Here is a 17,330-nt window from a genome sequence, read left to right as displayed (position 1 = left end):
AATTAGCCGGCTGCGACGCGCTGTACTCGTTCAATCTTTCCACATTGTAGGACGCTTACCGTCGTAATGCAGTCCAAATGCCCGAAATCGCTGTTGTCGCGGGCTCACTATGGGGTAGCAGGAAAGGACGCGAACGGTGGCGCCGGAACTGGTCGCGAGGCCGAATGTGAGAGCAGTGCCCACATAACGGAACGTTTTACCCGCTCGAGCGGGCGAAGCCCCGATTCGGAAATTAACGGTAGGTATCCTTGAGCGGTCGCGTACGAGCTGATTATCCATCCGGATGTTATCGAGGACACAATCGAAGAGCGCCAGACACCGGCTCCACTTGCTGTGCGTTCTTAGACAACTTGTTCGAGGATGAGTTGCACAGATCGTGATCGCTCGCTGCCGTAGCGCTCCAATGAAGTAACCTCGCTGACGCTCGGTAGTTGGTTAGTCGGTCGACACGAAATCCGAATTCGAACCGGTGGGGCAGCTACTCGCCCGGAATCCCTTTTTCCCGAGTCGGAATCAGCATGCTTCGTTCGAACTCCATGATCACATCACCGTGTTGGTTTGTACCGGTTGTTTTGACGGTGACGATGCCGTCGCCTTCACGAGATTCGCTTAATCGCTTGTTGATAACTTCGCTCTCTGCAAACAGGGTATCGCCGTGGAAGACCGGGTTCGGCATTTTGATCTCTCGCCAGCCGAGATTAGCAATCGTTTTGTGGCTAACGTCGCTCACGCTCATCCCAGCGACGATTGAAAGGGTCAGCGCGGAGTTAACGAGACACTCACCGAACTCCGTATCTTCGCCGTAGGCGTCGTTGAAATGCAGCGGATGGGTGTTCATCGTCAATAGTGTAAACCAGATGTTATCCGTCTGTGTTATCGTTCGCGCCGGTCGGTGTTCATACACGTCTCCGGGGGTAAAGTCCTCATAATACCTCCCGTAGTCCTCGCGGTAGCGATTCTCACCAACCTCGATCACATTGCGAACCATGTGCACGCCTGAGGATTCAGCCCGAGGACATAAACTCTTCGACGAATTCATAGGGGTCATCGAAGCAAATCGGATCTCGTGGGATTTCACCTCTCCGGTGTCGTTTGATCCGAGATTTAGAAATTATGAGCTATTACGATGATCCCTATCAGATCGAGACCGTTCGATAGACCGGCGAGTTCCTGGCGCGGGGCGGTCAGGCCCCATCCGGGCAGACAAAACCCATTAAATGGTTTCGCGATTCCACAGGGACGGTCAAGTAGGTGTGTGGAACGTCGACTTTGTTTCGCTCGCCAGCACCTCTTACGACCGTTCGGAGATTGTATTTTTAGTTGACGGCATGTGTTACTTAACCGCTCTCGCGCAGTGTCGATTGCGCGGTCGGTTTGATTAGGTTGATCGCCATCTGATTGAGGGATGGTTCCAGGCGCTAGCGAAGTACACCGACTGCCTCCAAACCTACTAGCGGGGCTATCCGTTCTAGTAGTACACGCCCGCTCAGAATTCCAACGCTGCGCAGCTTTTCAGACAGTCGGGCTTCGGTCCACGATGCTGCTTCCTATGCACGGAGACCAAACAGTGCCATGCCTATTCAAACGCGGTCTAGTTGTCAGCCTTCGCCATCCCACGTTTTCATCATGCTTAGGTGGTTTAGCAAGGTATCATTATCAGTGCCCATCAAGTGTATGTCGATCTCACGTGAGGACGAATGGCGATCGAGATAAACGTACTGACGGAGCCCAAACTCGGTCGGACCTATAGTCGGTAGTAGCCGGATCCGTCCATCAGTCGCCGCTGGGTCCGGTAGACCGTTACGGCGTCGACCGACGGAGCGTCGGGATCAACCTCTGCAGTCGCCGCCATCGTTCCTTTCGGGTGCCCGAGCGTAACCATCCCGCTCGACGGTGACGCAACCTCCTCGGGAAGTGTGCCGGGGAGCAGCGCTGCCGCCGCCGTACACGAGACGCCCGTTACTGCGTAGACAGGATGCAGCTTCCCCATGCTCATGTAGCGTGCGGCGATGTCGATCTCGTCGGCTCTGACGTCACCACCCTCCGGCGTCGTATAGTCCGTCGGGGGGGCAACGAACACGAGTTTCGGGTAGCCGGGGGTCACGACCGACGCACGGTCTGGGTCGTCGACCATCCCGAGTTCGGCCGCGACCGTCCCACGGATCTGTTCGAGCCTGGCGAGCAGTTCCTCGTTTCCATCTACCTCTGAGCGACCCTCGGTCGCCGTGAGGCCGAGATCTTCGGCCCGCACGAACGCGATAGGTGTCGTCACGTCGACGACGGACATCTCGATCGTCTCGCCGTCGACCGCCAGATCGATTGTGGGTCCGCCAAGCGGGAACAGTGCGTCGGTCACCGCGCCCGCCGGATCGTGGAACGTCGTGTCGATCCGGGCGCCGGTCCCGGGCACACCGTGGATCTTGAACTCCCCCACGCTCGCCGCCCGTCCGTTACTGAGCGGGACCGTCTGTGTGATCTCCGCGCCTGTGTTCGTGTTGTACAGTTCGACGGTCATTTCGTCTGTGTCCGCGTCGAAATCGACCATCCCCTCGTCCACAGCGAACGAGCCAATCGCGCAGGTGAGGTTTCCGCAGTTCCCGCCGTAATCGACGACCGGCTCATCGACCGCTACCTGTCCGAATGTATAGTCGACGTCGACGCCATCTCTGTCGCTGGACTCAACGATCATCAGCTTCGAGGTCGTCGACGTCGCCCCGCCGAGGCCGTCGATCTGTCTGTCGTCCGGACTCCCGAACAATGAGAGGACGACTTCGTCTTGGTCGGTCTCCGGGAGTTCGTCCCGCCGAATAAATACGCCCTTGCTGGTTCCGCCACGGACGAGCGAACACTCGACGGTCCGTTGATCGCCGATCATCACTCGACTCCGACGTACTCCGCAGCTTTCTCGCCCGCGATCCGACCGAAGACCGTCCCGTTCGCCAGTCCCGTCCCCCCCGGATAGTTGTCAAAGAAGAGCCCTCCGGTCGTGTTCCCCGCGACGTAAACGCCCGGAATCGGCCGGCCGATCGTATCAAGCGCTCGTGCCTGCGTGTCCGTTGCGGCACCGCCGAAGCCGAACGTGATGCCACCAGTGACCCGATAACCGTGATAGGGCGGGCTATCGAGAGGTAATGCCCAATTGGTCTTCTCGAGGTCCAGCCCCTCAGTCCGATTTCCGTCCAACGAGTCCGGGTCGAACTCTCCGGGGTCGGTCGCCTCGTTGAATGTCTCGACGGTTCGCTCGCCCTGTTCTGGGTTCTCGCAGCCGAGTTCCGCGAGCACCTCTCGAATGGTGTCGCCCGTAACCCAGTCACCCGGACCGGTCGCTCGCATGTGCTCGGTAAGCGAGTCATCGATCACGATGAACGCCTCGTGGCCGGGCTCTTCGAAGATGATTCGACCGAGTTTCGCGTATGTGTGTGCGCGTGCGTCCTCCCCCTCGTCGAAAAAGCGCTTTCCCTCGTTGTTCAGGAGGACGCCGTACTGATAGCCGTCGACCCGGTTCGCACCGCCTTCGTACTTCGGTGACTCGCTGTCGATCAGCGCCATGTGGGCTCCTCCCCACTGGCCGGTAGCTCGACCACCAGCCTTGAGGACCATCTCGATCCCTTCACCGGTATTGTACCGGCTCCCGCGGACCTTCATCGCGTCGTAATCGGGACCGTAGTACCGGGTGCGTTTCTCCTCGCTCGATTCGTACCCACCGGCGGCGACGACGACGGCGTCAGCTTTGTACTTGACGTCGCCGTCGTCGGTGCGCGCGCGGACGCCGGCGACTGTCCCGCTATCGAAGAGGAGTTCGTGTGCTTCGGCGCGGTAGGTGAACGAGGCACCGTCGCGTTCGGCTGCCTCGACAAGTTCGGCGACGAGTTCCTCGCCGTCGAAGAACGTCCGAGCGACGGTGTAGCCGACGTTGAGCGGCTCCATATCCCACGACACCCCCCGTTCGGTTAACCACTCGACCGTCGGTCCGATCTCGTCGACGATCGTCCGCGCCAACTCGTCGTCGGCCCGGCCGTTCGTCTGCTTCATGATGTCGTCGTAGAAGTCATCGGGCGAGTAGTCGTCGATGGCGAACTCGTACCCGTAGGGCTCTAAGTCCGCTTCCGTCGACGCGACACGAAACGACTCGCTGAATCGGGTGTGCCCGCCACGATGCTCTTTCGGCGATTTCTCAAGGACGGTGACGTCCAACCCGAGTTCGATTGCGCGATTGGCTGCGCTCAGTCCTGCGATACCACACCCGACGACCACGAGGTCCTGATCGTTGACTACGTCCATCTTCGAGAGGAAACTGAGAGCCGACCCAGATAGACGTTTCGTCTCCTCGGACAATTATCAGAGACCAATACAGAGGCTGACCGCTAAAGACCGCGGCGAACAGTTACGGGCGAAGGCCGACCATTTCGCCAAATGGATCGAGTACTAGGTCGGTGACCCTGCTGTTACTGTTCGATATTGCTCTCTCTCAATTAGGTCTGATCGGTCGACTCTGTTATTCGGAGGGACACCTGGTCGAAAGGTGGTCTCAAACGCTTGCTATGCGTACCGACCGCCTCCATACTTACTGGTGGAACAATCGACAATGCGTGAGACACAGGTTTCTTTACTTCGCTTGCCACTACAATTGTTATCCCCCGCACAGTCGCTCGACAACCGAACGCCCGTCGAGGAACTCCTCGTCCAAACCGTGCCGTTTTTTAAGTAATATACGAAGGACTAATATGGAGTAATATGATAATACACTCATGCGACTGGGACGGTTCAACGTAGTGGGCCAGGACCGAATCGGCGTCTTCGAAAATAGTGAGGTACGAGGTGTAACGAACGAGTTCGACTCGTTTCGGGACGCCCTATCACGTCCGGCTGACGCAGCCACTGCTACTGGTGAAACGTTCGACCGGTCGAGAATAGAATATTTGCCACTAACGACCGACCGGAACACGATCTTCTGTGCTGGACTCAACTATGAAGCGCACGCAGAATAGTCGGATATCGCTGTTCCAGAATGGCCGTTGATCTTTCTAGAACTTCCACAAACCCTCGTCGGAAACGAGCAACCGATCGCCTACCACACCAATGTCACACAGGAGATCGACTATGAAGCAGAACTCGCCGCAGTCATCGGCGAATCGGCTCGCAACGTATCTCTGGATGAAGTCCTCGATTACGTGGCCAGGTACACGATCCTCAATGACACGTCCGCAAGGGATCTCCAGTTCGGATTTCAAGTCGGTGATGACAACCTCATCGATTGGTTCTCCGGAAAGGCAATGACGAACACGACGCCAGCCGGCCCGTACGTTGTCATCGATGAGATTGATGACCCGCAATCGCTCGAGATCGCTTCTCACGTCAACGGCGACACACTCCAGGATGACAATACGCAAATGATGATCCAATCCGTTGCGGAGTTGGTGGCATTCGTTTCGAGTTGGGTCGAGCTTACACCAGGCGATCTCGTTGCAACTGGAACTCCGGAGTGTGTCGGTACCTTTCAGGATATTAAACTCGAAGGTGGAGACACTGTTACTGTAGAAATAGAGTGGATTGGCAAGCTCGAGAATACGGTCGAAGCCACTGGACGGTGATTACCGTTCAGTGATTCTATCCAGATTTTAGCTTAAAGTAACGAAAACGAAATGTTGGACGCGAAGCTGCTCGCGCAGTTTTGCAGAATCAATCTACTTGACTAAAGTCATGTTTCCGTTCTTAAAACTCTCTGACTTCACGTCGGAAGTGGTGATAGAGAGAATCAGTGCCGTTCAAAAGGAATTCTATTTCCCGGTGTTATCGTTCCGGCTTTGCACGTGTGAATGTTGGGCAACGGTACATTAATTATCGAGGGTTTCGTTCGAGTGTGTATGTCCGCCGTAACGTGGGATTTCACAGCACTGTCCATGGAACAGGAACTCATTCAGCGTGAGATCGGTCGTATCTGCGAAGAATTCGGGGACGAATACTGGCGTGAGCATGAAGAAAAGAACGAGTATCCACATGACTTTGCGGATTTACTGGCGGAGAATGGCTGGCTCGGCGCGCTAATACCTGAAGAGTATGAGGGAAGCGGAGTCGGCACCAAAGAAATGGTAGTTATGATGGAAGAGATCGCTGCTAGCGGCGCCGGGTTTGGCGGTTGTCAGGCGATCCATGGAGCGATATACACCTCCCGTCCGATTGTGGAGCACGGAAACGAACGACTCCGTGAGGAGCTCCTGCCGAAGTTCGCATCGGGCGAGCTGACAGTACAGGCGCTCGGACTCACGGAACCGAATGCAGGATCCGAGTCGACAGCTATCACCACACGTGCGGAGCGCGATGGCGACGAGTACGTGATTAACGGACAAAAGGTTTGGACCTCGCGTCTCGATGTATCCGATTTTATGTTGTTGGTCGCACGAACGAAACCACCCGAAGAGGCGACGAAAAAGACTGACGGAATTTCGATGTTTCTCGTCGATATGACGGACGCGAAAGCCCAGGGAGCGATTGAAATGAAACCGATATCGAAAACTGCACTCAATCTCTCGCACTCCTTTGAGGTTTGGCTTGAAGATTTACGAGTGCCAGTCGAAAACCGGATTGGAAAAGAGCACGAAGGCTTTTACTATCTCCTTGATGGGCTCAATGACGAGCGGCTAGTCATCGCTGCAGAATGCATCGGTCACGCGAGACTCGCGATCGACCGTGCCGCTGCATATGCCAACGAGCGCGAGGTGTTCGACCGCCCCATTGGAAAAAATCAGGCAATTCAACATCCACTGGCGGAGGCGTATATGCGCACTCTCGCAGCGAAAGAACTCGTATACGAGACAGCGGAAATGATAGAGGAACTCGAACGACAGCAAGTCGGTATCCTCGCGAACTCTTCGAAATTTCTCGCGGCGGATGCTGCATTCACGGCGGCCGACGCTGCTGTGCAAACTCATGGCGGGTTCGGCGTCGCTCGTGAGTACGATGTCGAACGCTACTTCCGAAACGCTCGTATCGCTCGTATTGCGCCAATATCTCAGGAGCTCGCATTAAACTATGTTAGCGAGAAAGCACTTGGATTGCCCCGGTCATTCTGAATATCACGAACACGACACTTGATATTCTCCTTGTGTGTATACTAGCTGTCAAACTCGACTAAGGATCGGCATGCTTCGGCTTGTTCTTCAGTCGAGATAACAGGGTTGCTGGTCGACCGTCAGAACGAAGACAACCTGCTGACCGTGGCTGACGACAAAGTCTTTCATAACTGCCACACTAAGTTCAAAACTCTACGCTCTTGGTGTTGAACCGTTGATCTTACAACGTGAACCGAGATCACTTGCGAAAGGACACAACGCGCTTATTTGGGTGAATGCCAATGCTCAGCTCAGGATAGCTAATAGCTCGTATACAACGACGAAGGGCTTTCTCAGTGTTGTTGTGCGAGTATTGGACCGGTATCGCAGTTCCACGTACTTGTCTTCATATTCGCCATCATTAACATAGAAACGCTCTGTGAACCTTCAACTACCACGCAATAGCCATTAAACAAAGCAGAATAATTACAATTCACGAATATATTTGCCCACTATAAATCTGATAACTTGATGCCCAACAAAATAACATTGATTATCATTACTTAATATCTGGCCACAGTTATTACACATTTCATCTGATATTTTTCAATGATTAAATGGCGAATAATTAGTTGAATCATGACGACAATAATCCTGCTGTTTAGGAAAGTGACCTATAGATTTCATCCACCCATTCGAATAATTGTTCGTCTTTATTAAATCGAGCTGTGCATTGGATCCCTAAAGGTAGGCCATCAATTTTATCGACAGGTATCGTCGCGGTTGGTAGGCCAGCATATGTCCAAGGGAGGTTCATTATCGGGTCTCCAGTATCGTCAATTCCTTCTGGCGCGGGACCACGCGCTGGTGGTGACAGGATAATATCAACGTTTGCCTTGTTCATAGCGCTTTGAATTTCTTTTCGATATTCTATCCTCCCCGCACGACCTATTGCAAGATCTTCGATGTTATGTGATCGGCCCTCTATAATCTGTTCAGTTAATACTTGAGAATAATGGTCTTGGTATTGTTCGAATCGACTATGATGTGAAAGTGCCGCTTCAGATGACTTTACGGTTGTGTGATGGTTGACTATAGTGGGAAAATCATCCAGAATATTCAAATAAAATATATTGAATCCCTCGTCAGCCAGTAACTCTATGTGATCTTTGAAAGCAGTGATTCCCTCTTCGTTTGCGTAGGAGAGATATTCTTCAGCGGGGACACCAATCCGGGGCAAGCTCCCCTCAGTATCTGCATTCCAAGAATCTATCAAAACGGAACCTGTTCGCCGAGCACCCGCAATATCCTGTGTAAAGAATCCCACATGGTCAAGTGATTTTGCATAAGGAATCACCCCCTGCATGGAAATCCTCCCAAAGCTAGGTTTAAAACCAACTACTCCACAAAAAGCTGCAGGTCGAATGACTGATCCTACTGTTTGGGTTCCTAATGCAAGGGGGCAAAGACCACTAGCTACCGCTGCTGCAGATCCACTGCTTGACCCACCAGGAGTATGATCTATATTGTGAGGGTTGCGTGTAGGTCCTGGGTGTGCATAAGCAAATTCAGTCGTAACTGTTTTTCCCAATACAAGCGCACCTGCTCTCTTTAATTTGGTTACTGTCTCTGCCTGAGTTCCTGTTAGAGCTTCAGGTGGAATACTTGAATTAGCTTTTGTAGGTAAACTACTGACATGAAAAATGTCTTTGACGCCCACAGGAATCCCATAAAGTGGCGGACGATCTTCAATATTCGAAAATCGATTGACCATCTCTTGAGCAGATGCTTGTACACGTTCCCACCTTTGGGCCTCTTCTACAAATGACTGAATTTCTGGTTCAATTTCCTCAAATCGATTTTTTACATTGTCTAAATAGTCCGAAACAGTGATATCATCGGAACGAAGTTGATTTGCATCGTGGTCGAGCTGGGCATCAAAAATCATATTACCACGGTGGTTAGTCATGATCGCATTCAGTTTTACTTGTCGTTGATTCATCCTCACTATCGGGTAAGATACCTATTTGTGTATTTGCAGGTGGTGACATAGCTATCTCTCTCAGTAGCTGGCCACTCTGTGTAAGTACTTGAATGTTGGGGCAAATTCCCCAAAGAATTTAATCTACTGATGTATGAATGGGGATTTCAAATACGGTGCCTCCCAGAACCCAGAAATTAATACGAATTCACGTTCGCAATCGTCCTCCTCCTGGTTCGTTCAAAGTTAAATTGAAGAAGAAGAGCCATTCCTTAGTGGAGTTCGCTGTACTTAGCGACGGCCTTCGGCGGTCATTATTGTGTTTAAATGATAGGAGTAGACGTCGGTCATTTCGCCATTTTCGCCGTACTGGACTCGTGTCCGTCCGACCTGATCTCGGACACCGCTCGCTAGTAGGAGCGGCATTGCGTTATCCTCGGCGAATTCGGGAAGTAGTTGAAGGTTTTTTCATTAACCCGAGGGCGAAACCGACGCCACGGTCAACCGAAATGTATTCGGGAAATTTGTCTTCTGTTGCGGAGTTGCGCCCGGTACTGACGTTGAATATTTCACACATCGTATCGATATCGAGGCAGATCTGCTGCCCAAGCACGATTGCTTCGGAAGTAGCGACCATCGCCGTATTCGAAAGGTAATTGTTGAGCAGCTTCACCGCGTGGCCACACCCGGGATTATTACCGACGCAAAACGTGTCTGAAGTAAACGCATCCAAATAAGACTCCACCTCTTCGAATATCGGTTGATCACCACCGATCATCATAGTAAGGGTCCCGCTCTCGGCGCCGAAGGCGCCGCCACTGACCGGCGCCCCGAGAATAGTCACATTGCTATCTACGAGACGTTCGGCTATCGCTCGCGTCGTCTTGGGTGTCTAGGTGGTCATATCGATCAGGACCGACTCGGGGTTAAGGGGCTGTGTTGAATCGTCATAAGGCGGTGGAATTCACTGTTTCACGGTTCGCTTGATGTTGTAGACGACACACATCAGAGCGATCTCTCGGAACTCACGGAACCAAGACCGCGCTCGCTCGGCGAAGCCGAGCGAGCGCTTGACAGCCGAGTTCACGGTCTCCGTCATAGAGCGTTGATTGTAGCGCTGTCCGTCGATTCTGGCGTTATGCGCGTGGTCGTACGGTGCGGAGATTCGATGCTTGATCAGTGGTCTGATGCGGAGTTCCCGGAGGGCTTTGCGGAGTGACTGCTTGTCGTAGCCCTTGTCAGCGGCCAGAGACCGCAGATCGCCCGCGTTCCGGCGGGCGATCTGCTCGACGAGATCTGCGTCACTTCCTTCTCAGGTCGTTGAACAGTGAACGTCAAGGACGGCTTGAGTGTCTGTGTTGACGAGTTTCGTGACTTTCAGCTTCTGGACGCGGTAGCTTATTCGCTGGCAGTAGTGGCGGCTTGCCGCTGACCGTTCGTAGAATGTGGCGTCTATCGCGCCGTGTTCGGAGGGATCGTGTAGCTGCGCCGACTGGCGCAGCAACACTCGACAGACGCTCATACTGATCCGGTCGAACACCTTACACAACGTAGATGGTGAGGGGAGATCAGCCGCGTTAAGGCCGATCTCCCCGGTTATTTATGGCATCTCCTTGAGCAGGTCACTCGTCATTCGGTAGGATGTATCGAGGTAAATCCGCAGACAGTGCAGGGAAACGAGGGCATAGTCGGCGAATCCGCCGTCACCTTTCGGGTCGGCGGATTCGTCTCTATCACCAGTGACTCTTTGAGCGACCGGCACAACTTCCCCAATGAAGCGGGAGATTTGGGTCATGGACAACTCGACTCTCCCGCTTCAACTCCTTTGATTTAGCGACCTATCCTGACGCCGTCTAGTGATTCAACACAGCCGGTTAAGGGTACTCTCTAGGTCCGCTACGACTGTATTGACTGCCTGCGGGCCGGGTAGAGATAACAGTATTACAGTCGCCCGTTTTCCAACTTCTTGCGCTGATTCAACACCCGTTCCACCCACTGGCTCAATCGCAGCAAATGCTTCCGATCGCTGGTCGACGACTACAACCTCGTGACCGTCTCGAACAAGGTGGGAAGCCATTGGGCCACCCATTGTTCCGAGACCAATGAATCCTGATACCGTCAAAGAGGGGTGTTCCCACCATTCGTAATAAGTAATTGTCATCTAATCGCCAAATTAGTCATATAAAACCAATCTATGATTGTGAAATTAATAGCGTGATTTATACCATAGATTCGTCTATCGTTCCGTATCATGACTGACCCGGTTGCTTCGCTCAATACCGAGAATGTCGTTGCATCCACTCGCATCGACCAGGAGGTCAATTTGGAGACGCTGGCGAACGATCTAGAGGGAGTTTCATATGATCCCGATAATTTTCCTGGGGTCGTTTACAGGACCTCGTCGCCGAAAGCCGCGGCACTGATCTTCCGATCGGGGAAAATCGTCTGTACGGGTGCCCAATCACGCAGCGAAGTCCGAGAAGTGATCCGGATTACCTTCGGTGAGCTCTCAAATCTGGGTTTGACCGTTCCGGATACACCGGAGATCATTGTCCAGAATGTGGTGACGAGTGGCGAACTCGGTGCGTCTCTCAATTTGAACGCGATCGCGATTGGGCTTGGACTGGAAAACGTCGAGTACGAACCGGAGCAGTTCCCTGGTTTGGTCTACCGAATGGACGAACCGAGTGTTGTAACGTTACTATTCGGGAGTGGAAAGCTGGTCATCACCGGTGGCAAGCGTCCAGAGGACGCTGAGGAGGCTATCACGACGGTTTGTGACGAACTCAGAGAGCTGGGATTATTCGGTGTCTGAGGTTGATCGATAGGATTACAGCATGATCGGTCTGCGATCTGCGATCGACTGTGAGTGTTCGGGTTTAGAGATCGCGTGGCTGAACAGTTTTTCGGGCAATCTAATAGTTGAAAATCCCCCCAGTAGTTCGCAGTCGAAAATTTGTAGTTAATGATCCCTCGAGATGTTTGTTTTCACGTTATATCTTCGATGAAAAATGTTTGGCTTCTTAGAACGTGGTGTGAGACGCAGGGGGTGCCCGAAAAGGGAACCATCCCCCCTGCGAGATCTCAGACGCAACCACCTTCCGCCGTGGTTGCTTTCCATACCACTCCCGACGAGCGGTGAGCCCGTCTAGAGTAGTCGGGGGCCGCCGACTGGCGGAAACTTACGTCAGGATTTGACGACAGGTTTCGCACCTTGCACAACATTCCTTGCGTGGTAGCGTTTCCAGCCATCAATGAGACACGCACGGCGACGTCTGGCTGTTCTTCGGTTGGGCGTCCCGCTGAACTTCCTCGTTTTGAAGTGGCGTCTAACGGATCGTCCAAGCTCAGCGGTCTCCTCTATCGTCTCGATGGGGTTATCATACGGGTGTACGATGAGCGAGCCATAGAGCCACTACACAAGGCGAAGGCGCTGGCTTTTTACCTCGCCCTCAGCTACTCCCTTCTGAGAGGGGCTTTCTGACGCCTAATGTCATTAGGGTCATCATCCTCTCTCACTCTCACCTTCTGAGCGGGAGCACTCGCCAGTTGTAGAGGGGATTTGATAGACACACACAACAATTACATTGGATATTATTGTAACTGTAGTATGGATGACTTCACCGGATTCCAGCGTGACCTGCTTTACGTCATCGAGGGAATAAGCGATCCGCACGGCCTTGGAATCAAAGACGAGATAAAGAAGTATTACGCGACGGAGGTCCATCACGGGCGGCTCTATCCGAACCTCGACGCGCTCGTCCACAAAGGATTCGTCTCGAAAGAAGTGCTCGATCGGCGAAAAAACACCTACGTCCTCACTGATCGGGGCGAACGCGAGCTCGAAGCGCGTTGTGACTGGGAAAATCAGTACGTGCGGTCGATGCTCGCCGAAGCTTAATCGATCACCGAATCTTGCTATTACACGCGTAGGACCTCGAGTTTGCAGTATGAAATACGGGCCACCACGACGCCGAGCGACTCTAACGTGACGCGAAGCTCACCTCAATCCACAAAGGAACCAGCGAAATCCAGAAGGAGATCATCGCGCGAGTTATCAATGAAAGACACATTTAGACACCATACACTTCGCTTTAGCTTAGAGGGTACGCTCCAGCTTCTGGTACGTGAGTTCGGGTCCCCAATTGTGCCGTGTGACGTCCTCAACGAGTATAAAGTCGTGTTCTTCGTACAGCTGACGCGCCGCTTCGAGCCCCTCATACGTCCATAGATACACTCTGTCGTAACCTGCCTCCGTGCAGAACGCCATTGCTCTGTTCATCAACTCACGACCGAGACCCTGTCCGTGGAGTTCGGGCGCGAGAATGACCCAGCGGATGCGCGCGCCTTCTTCGCCATTGGAATGGCCGCCGTCGATGACGAGCGATCCCATGACTTCCTGTTCGCCCTCATCGTTCGGGTCACTCATCGCTAACCAAAGTCGATTGTCGGCTTCGTTGTACCGGCCGAGGAACTCCGCGAGTTCGACTGCTACCTCACGGGAGAATTCGTAGTCGAGATTCCAGTACTCGCTGTAATAGGTTTCGTGAAGTTCGATGATGCAACCGAGGGCGCCAGGAATGTATCCAGTTTGAATCTCAGACATGGATCCTCCGAAACGATGAGCTGTGAATGAAGCTCGCCCATCGTATCTAATTAACCATTTAGTTAGAAACATTGTAAAGGTTTCGCACACTTTCGTTCCAGAGTCGAACACTTACAGTGACGGGGTAGAGGCGGGCGAGCTCATAAGAATCACGTAGCCACCGGATCTCTCAGGCACAGATCTCACTGGTGTCGTTCGATTCGTGATCAAGGAATTATGAACTCCTACGATGATCCCTATCAGTCCTTACGTTTGATGAGCAGATCGTCGAGGATGAGATCGACGAGCGCATTCCGCACCATGGTAGCGACATCGTCGTGCGTGAGCGAGACGTGATAGGCTCGTCCGCCAAGCATTGTTGCAAGAAGAAGCGTTGCTACCTGTTCGGGGTCAACCTCGCGGAAGACTTCCTGCTCGATGCCCTCTTCGATCGTTGCAACCATCAGATCCCAGGCGTAGTCGTAGTTGATGGTGAATTGTTTGCGAAAGGCTTCGTTCCGACCGGCTTGCGCCCGCAACTCTAACAGTGCCATGCTGAGTTCCTCACCACCAAGTGGCGGGCGGTCATCTACTCGCTCAATTGGTCGATCTGGATCGTCAATACCGACGAGAACGACGAGAAGGGCATCGATGATCACGAGAAGTCGATCACGTGGATTCTCGATCGACTCAATATCAAACTGTGCTGTATATTCGTCGACGAGATTGTCCAGTAAGTATTCGAGGAACGCCGCAAGGAGGTTCTCTTTAGTATCGTAATGGTAATGTAAAACAGCAGTCGTCATTTCGAACTCGTCGGCAATCTTCTGAATCGAGAGGTTAGCGTACCCGTACTTGCAGAGTGCTCGATGAGTCGCCTCCATAATTGCCGCCCGAGTCTCAGCAGACCCCGCTCGTTGTTGTCGATCCTCAGAGAAGCTCATTGATTCATTAATCGGTTAGTTAGCGCTATAAGCCCACCGACGTAAGGCGAGGACTCGTGCGACATTCGTCTACGGGAACGGACGGCGAAGCCGAGCCATCTCCTGTGTGAGGCTTCGGTACTCGATGAGAAAGAAACCCGTCGCGATGATGGTGAACCCAATGAGTGTCTGTAGTAGTAACTGCTCTCCGAGAAGAAGCCATCCGAGAATTGCCGTGATAACCGGGGAGACGTACGTGATGAGATTCACTCGAATGGGACCTACGGAGTCCAGAAGGCTGAAATACGCGATGTAGCCGATTGGCGTCGCAATGACCCCGTTGAATACGATCGCAAGAAGTGCGATTCGTGACCAGGAGATAGCTGCTACTTGTTCCCCAAGAGCGAGACTAAGCATGAGCATTGAGATCCCACCAACGAGCGTCGCCCAAGCTGTAATAGCAAGCGGAGAGAGCGAACCCTGTAGGTAACTGAGTGCGACACCACCGACGGCGAGCGCTACTGCAGCGAGAAAGAGAATCCCCATCCCCAAGCATCGTGACTGGAACGAGGTTCGAAGGACTCGTTTGTGCGACGATACCGACCCCAACCAGTCCGAGAACGACTCCAAACACACCCCGCCATGAGAGAAGGCTGCTTGGAAGAAGGGCTGCTGCGAGGCCGACAGTGAGAATCGGGCTGAGACTGATGATAATTGCCGCCGTTGCGCTCGTCGTGTACTGCTGGCCGACAAAAAGGAAGGCATTTGCCGCTCCGACCACGAGCCCGCCACTGGCGAGAATCGTAAGATAGTCCGTGTGCATTCGTGGCCGGAGCCGTTCCGAGCGAAGAGCAACGTACGGGAGAAGGAGCGCTGCAGCGATGAGAAATCGCAGTGAGGCAAAGAAAACAGGTGGGAGATACGTGAGTCCTGCCTTGTTTGCAACGTACATCCCGCCTGTGAGGATCGCTGCAATGAGAAAGAACATCGCATTGCGATACCGTGAATCCATATCTTCCTTCTAACTAACCGATTAATTAGCTTGTTGGTAGTCGATATAGCACGCAGTTTTCATATTTGATACCTGAGATGCAGCATATGCAGCGATCCCCGATTCACAGTTTCAATCTCGAAGAATCTTTGCTTACCGTGTGAGGGTGTCATAGAAGAATTCTCATACCGTGATCACGGTACTTCCCGGATTGTCTCCACGTTCGTACTTGGTGATTACAACGACAATGCGAAGGCACAGTCGGTAGTTCCCATCGCTCCTGATTGCTGTCTCGATTTCTGGAGCAAAACGAACGAGACTAGAGTAATGGATTCATTGAGTCGAACAAAGACGGCGGTCTCACGCCAGTGAGAGCGCCGTCACCCGAGAGATGATCCACAGCTGTCGCTCATTCACAGGACTGCCGCTGGACGCGGGCGGGCTCAGCCCGCGTCCAGCTGGCTGTAGGTCGCCGGAATGCCGACACCGTTGGTCGGTGCTTCCCACTTCCGGCACAACGTGTCGTCGAGAGCGTGGTCAAGCCACTCTCGGAACACCTCGAAGCGAAACCAGATAGGTAGTGCTCGCCCGCCGCGCCGCGGCGTGGCGAGCACCCCCCAGCGAACGATGAGCCAGAGATTCCGCACCAAGAAACTCACGAGAACGAACATCAACCTAACACCTTGATCAGTCGTGCTTGTCCGCGCACGCGCTTCGCGCATCGTCCGGAACGCTGTCTCGATGGCTGAGCGTTTCTGGTAGAGTGCTTCGACTCCTTTCGGCGTGCGATCGGTCAGATTGCACGCCACGGACGCCCGAACGAGCAAGCCGTGTTTGCCTCGATTACCATGTTGGTAGGAGACACAGACCGCGAGCGAAAAACGCAGTTCCCGCTCGCTCCCTTCGTATATCACGTACTCCGTCCAGTAGGAGATTGTCGTGTCCGGTACTCGGCCATCTGATTCCCACGACGGATGATCGGAAGAGTGACTGGTGCCAGGGCACCCAGTCGCTCGATTGACGCGCCGTCGTAGAATCCACGGTCGGCGAGAAGGCCAGCGATCTCGAACGGCAGGGCCGCGACGTGGTCGAGCAGTCGCTCGACTGCGTCGCTCTTCGGTTCGTCGCTCCGGACGGGTGTGACTACGACGATGAGCGGTTTCGCCCTACAGAGGACGAATCCAGCGAGGTAGCGGTGGCACTGGGAGGTGCCATCGCGGGGTTTCGTGTGGCAGAGTTCGCCAGCCTCGGCGTGTGGACAGCCGTGATAGTGGAAATCGACGAAGTCGATGCAGATGATCCTCGGCCCCGGCCCGAGGATCATCGCCGCCTGCTGGACGAAGAGATCATTGACGATTGCTTCCAGTTCATCAGGCGGAACGGTGTGAAGCTGTGTGAGCGTATAGTCGTCGGAGTACGTTCTCCGGGTAGTGTCGGTGATCGCCTTGATCGACTTCTGATCGACAGCAGCTTGGAGCAGTGTCTTTCGGATGATCCCGGAGTCGAAGGCTGCGGCTTCGACTCCGGGGATCGGTATCTCTGCGAGCAGATCAAGCGTTACGTATTCAATGTCAGAGGCCGTAAGAACGGTGTCTAGATGGTAGAGAAATCTCATATACACCCATCCAGACGCTTCCTGAGAATCTAACCCTGTCAGTGCTGACTATTCGATAACTCGATGGGAATTACCGACAGTCGGTGACGAATACGTGAACCTCCGATCATAGGAAACAACGTCTGAGGCCCTCAACAAAGGGTATCCAGTAGCAGTGGTCCACGTACTTTTGGCGGTCAGTTTAAG

14 protein-coding genes and 3 pseudogenes are annotated in these 17,330 nt (G+C 53.5%); 5 read left to right on the top strand and 12 right to left on the bottom strand.

Annotation, left to right across the window (positions count from 1 at the left end; genetic code table 11):
* Positions 1-478: 478 nt before the first annotated feature.
* The 3 genes from V2L32_RS00515 to tcuA all read right to left on the bottom strand — a co-directional run bounded on the left by V2L32_RS00515 (position 479) and on the right by tcuA (position 4,281).
* Positions 479-988 carry a MaoC family dehydratase gene (locus V2L32_RS00515; protein ID WP_331232389.1) on the bottom strand — a complete coding sequence of 170 codons (510 nt, stop codon included), beginning with the start codon at positions 986-988 and terminating at the stop codon, positions 479-481.
* A gap of 756 nt (positions 989-1,744) precedes the next feature.
* On the bottom strand, positions 1,745-2,875 hold the full coding sequence (locus V2L32_RS00510; protein ID WP_331232388.1) for a 2-methylaconitate cis-trans isomerase PrpF family protein: 1,131 nt from the start codon (positions 2,873-2,875) through the stop codon (positions 1,745-1,747).
* Positions 2,875-4,281, bottom strand: coding sequence for an FAD-dependent tricarballylate dehydrogenase TcuA (gene tcuA / locus V2L32_RS00505; protein ID WP_331232387.1), 1,407 nt, complete (start codon positions 4,279-4,281; stop codon positions 2,875-2,877). Before tcuA ends, V2L32_RS00510 begins: the two co-directional genes overlap by 1 nt.
* Positions 4,282-5,015: 734 nt before the next feature.
* Here tcuA and V2L32_RS00500 point away from each other — a divergent pair.
* Positions 5,016-5,591, top strand: a complete 576-nt coding sequence (locus V2L32_RS00500) for a fumarylacetoacetate hydrolase family protein (protein ID WP_331232386.1) — start codon at positions 5,016-5,018, stop codon at positions 5,589-5,591.
* 273 nt (positions 5,592-5,864) lie between these two features.
* Positions 5,865-7,070 carry an acyl-CoA dehydrogenase family protein gene (locus tag V2L32_RS00495; protein ID WP_331232385.1) on the top strand — a complete coding sequence of 402 codons (1,206 nt, stop codon included), beginning with the start codon at positions 5,865-5,867 and terminating at the stop codon, positions 7,068-7,070.
* A 640-nt stretch (positions 7,071-7,710) separates the two neighbouring features.
* Here the strand turns inward: V2L32_RS00495 and V2L32_RS00490 are convergent.
* The 4 genes and pseudogenes from V2L32_RS00490 to V2L32_RS00475 all read right to left on the bottom strand — a co-directional run bounded on the left by V2L32_RS00490 (position 7,711) and on the right by V2L32_RS00475 (position 11,107).
* A complete protein-coding gene (locus V2L32_RS00490; protein WP_331232384.1) occupies positions 7,711-9,051 on the bottom strand; it encodes an amidase in 1,341 nt (446 codons plus the stop codon).
* A 409-nt stretch (positions 9,052-9,460) separates the two neighbouring features.
* On the bottom strand, positions 9,461-9,874 hold the full coding sequence (locus tag V2L32_RS00485) for an NAD-binding protein (protein WP_331232383.1): 414 nt from the start codon (positions 9,872-9,874) through the stop codon (positions 9,461-9,463).
* 120 nt (positions 9,875-9,994) lie between these two features.
* Positions 9,995-10,825: pseudogene (locus V2L32_RS00480) on the bottom strand (IS5 family transposase).
* Positions 10,826-10,891: 66 nt separating this feature from the next.
* Positions 10,892-11,107, bottom strand: coding sequence for an NAD(P)-binding domain-containing protein (locus tag V2L32_RS00475; RefSeq protein ID WP_331232430.1), 216 nt, complete (start codon positions 11,105-11,107; stop codon positions 10,892-10,894).
* A 174-nt stretch (positions 11,108-11,281) separates the two neighbouring features.
* Here V2L32_RS00475 and V2L32_RS00470 point away from each other — a divergent pair, with 174 nt between their 5' ends.
* From V2L32_RS00470 to V2L32_RS21040, 3 genes are all read left to right on the top strand, one after another.
* Entirely contained in the window at positions 11,282-11,845 is a 564-nt protein-coding gene (locus tag V2L32_RS00470) for a TATA-box-binding protein (protein WP_331232382.1), read from the top strand.
* 795 nt (positions 11,846-12,640) lie between these two features.
* Complete coding sequence (locus V2L32_RS00465; RefSeq protein WP_331232381.1) at positions 12,641-12,931, top strand: PadR family transcriptional regulator; 291 nt, start codon at positions 12,641-12,643, stop codon at positions 12,929-12,931.
* Positions 12,932-13,038: 107 nt separating this feature from the next.
* Positions 13,039-13,107, top strand: coding sequence for a hypothetical protein (locus V2L32_RS21040; RefSeq protein ID WP_409348367.1), 69 nt, complete (start codon positions 13,039-13,041; stop codon positions 13,105-13,107).
* Between the two features lie 22 nt (positions 13,108-13,129).
* Here V2L32_RS21040 and V2L32_RS00455 read toward each other — a convergent pair whose 3' ends face one another.
* The 5 genes and pseudogenes from V2L32_RS00455 to V2L32_RS00440 all read right to left on the bottom strand — a co-directional run bounded on the left by V2L32_RS00455 (position 13,130) and on the right by V2L32_RS00440 (position 17,144).
* Entirely contained in the window at positions 13,130-13,636 is a 507-nt protein-coding gene (locus tag V2L32_RS00455) for a GNAT family N-acetyltransferase (RefSeq protein ID WP_331232380.1), read from the bottom strand.
* Between the two features lie 239 nt (positions 13,637-13,875).
* Positions 13,876-14,559, bottom strand: a complete 684-nt coding sequence (locus tag V2L32_RS00450; protein ID WP_331232379.1) for a TetR/AcrR family transcriptional regulator — start codon at positions 14,557-14,559, stop codon at positions 13,876-13,878.
* A 69-nt stretch (positions 14,560-14,628) separates the two neighbouring features.
* Complete coding sequence (locus V2L32_RS00445; RefSeq protein WP_331232378.1) at positions 14,629-15,084, bottom strand: DMT family transporter; 456 nt, start codon at positions 15,082-15,084, stop codon at positions 14,629-14,631.
* A 106-nt stretch (positions 15,085-15,190) separates the two neighbouring features.
* Positions 15,191-15,490 (bottom strand): annotated as a pseudogene (locus tag V2L32_RS21035) (EamA family transporter); the annotation flags it as partial.
* 482 nt (positions 15,491-15,972) lie between these two features.
* Positions 15,973-17,144 (bottom strand): annotated as a pseudogene (locus V2L32_RS00440) (ISH3 family transposase).
* Between the last annotated feature and the right edge of the window lie 186 nt (positions 17,145-17,330).

Source organism: Halalkalicoccus sp. CGA53 (genome assembly GCF_036429475.1).
GTDB lineage: Archaea > Halobacteriota > Halobacteria > Halobacteriales > Halalkalicoccaceae > Natronorarus > Natronorarus salvus.
This window is presented reverse-complemented; position numbering and strand designations above follow the sequence as displayed.

What these genes read in the sequence shown, in the direction of transcription:
- V2L32_RS00445 (WP_331232378.1), bottom strand. Translation starts at nt 15,084, where the DNA reads ATGGGGATTCTCTTTCTCGCTGCAGTAGCGCTCGCCGTCGGTGGTGTC.
- V2L32_RS00490 (WP_331232384.1), bottom strand. Translation starts at nt 9,051, where the DNA reads ATGAATCAACGACAAGTAAAACTGAATGCGATCATGACTAACCACCGT.
- tcuA (WP_331232387.1), bottom strand. Translation starts at nt 4,281, where the DNA reads ATGGACGTAGTCAACGATCAGGACCTCGTGGTCGTCGGGTGTGGTATC.
- V2L32_RS00465 (WP_331232381.1), top strand. Translation starts at nt 12,641, where the DNA reads ATGGATGACTTCACCGGATTCCAGCGTGACCTGCTTTACGTCATCGAG.
- V2L32_RS00515 (WP_331232389.1), bottom strand. Translation starts at nt 988, where the DNA reads ATGGTTCGCAATGTGATCGAGGTTGGTGAGAATCGCTACCGCGAGGAC.
- V2L32_RS00455 (WP_331232380.1), bottom strand. Translation starts at nt 13,636, where the DNA reads ATGTCTGAGATTCAAACTGGATACATTCCTGGCGCCCTCGGTTGCATC.
- V2L32_RS00470 (WP_331232382.1), top strand. Translation starts at nt 11,282, where the DNA reads ATGACTGACCCGGTTGCTTCGCTCAATACCGAGAATGTCGTTGCATCC.
- V2L32_RS00475 (WP_331232430.1), bottom strand. Translation starts at nt 11,107, where the DNA reads ATGGCTTCCCACCTTGTTCGAGACGGTCACGAGGTTGTAGTCGTCGAC.
- V2L32_RS00495 (WP_331232385.1), top strand. Translation starts at nt 5,865, where the DNA reads ATGTCCGCCGTAACGTGGGATTTCACAGCACTGTCCATGGAACAGGAA.
- V2L32_RS00510 (WP_331232388.1), bottom strand. Translation starts at nt 2,875, where the DNA reads ATGATCGGCGATCAACGGACCGTCGAGTGTTCGCTCGTCCGTGGCGGA.
- V2L32_RS00450 (WP_331232379.1), bottom strand. Translation starts at nt 14,559, where the DNA reads ATGAGCTTCTCTGAGGATCGACAACAACGAGCGGGGTCTGCTGAGACT.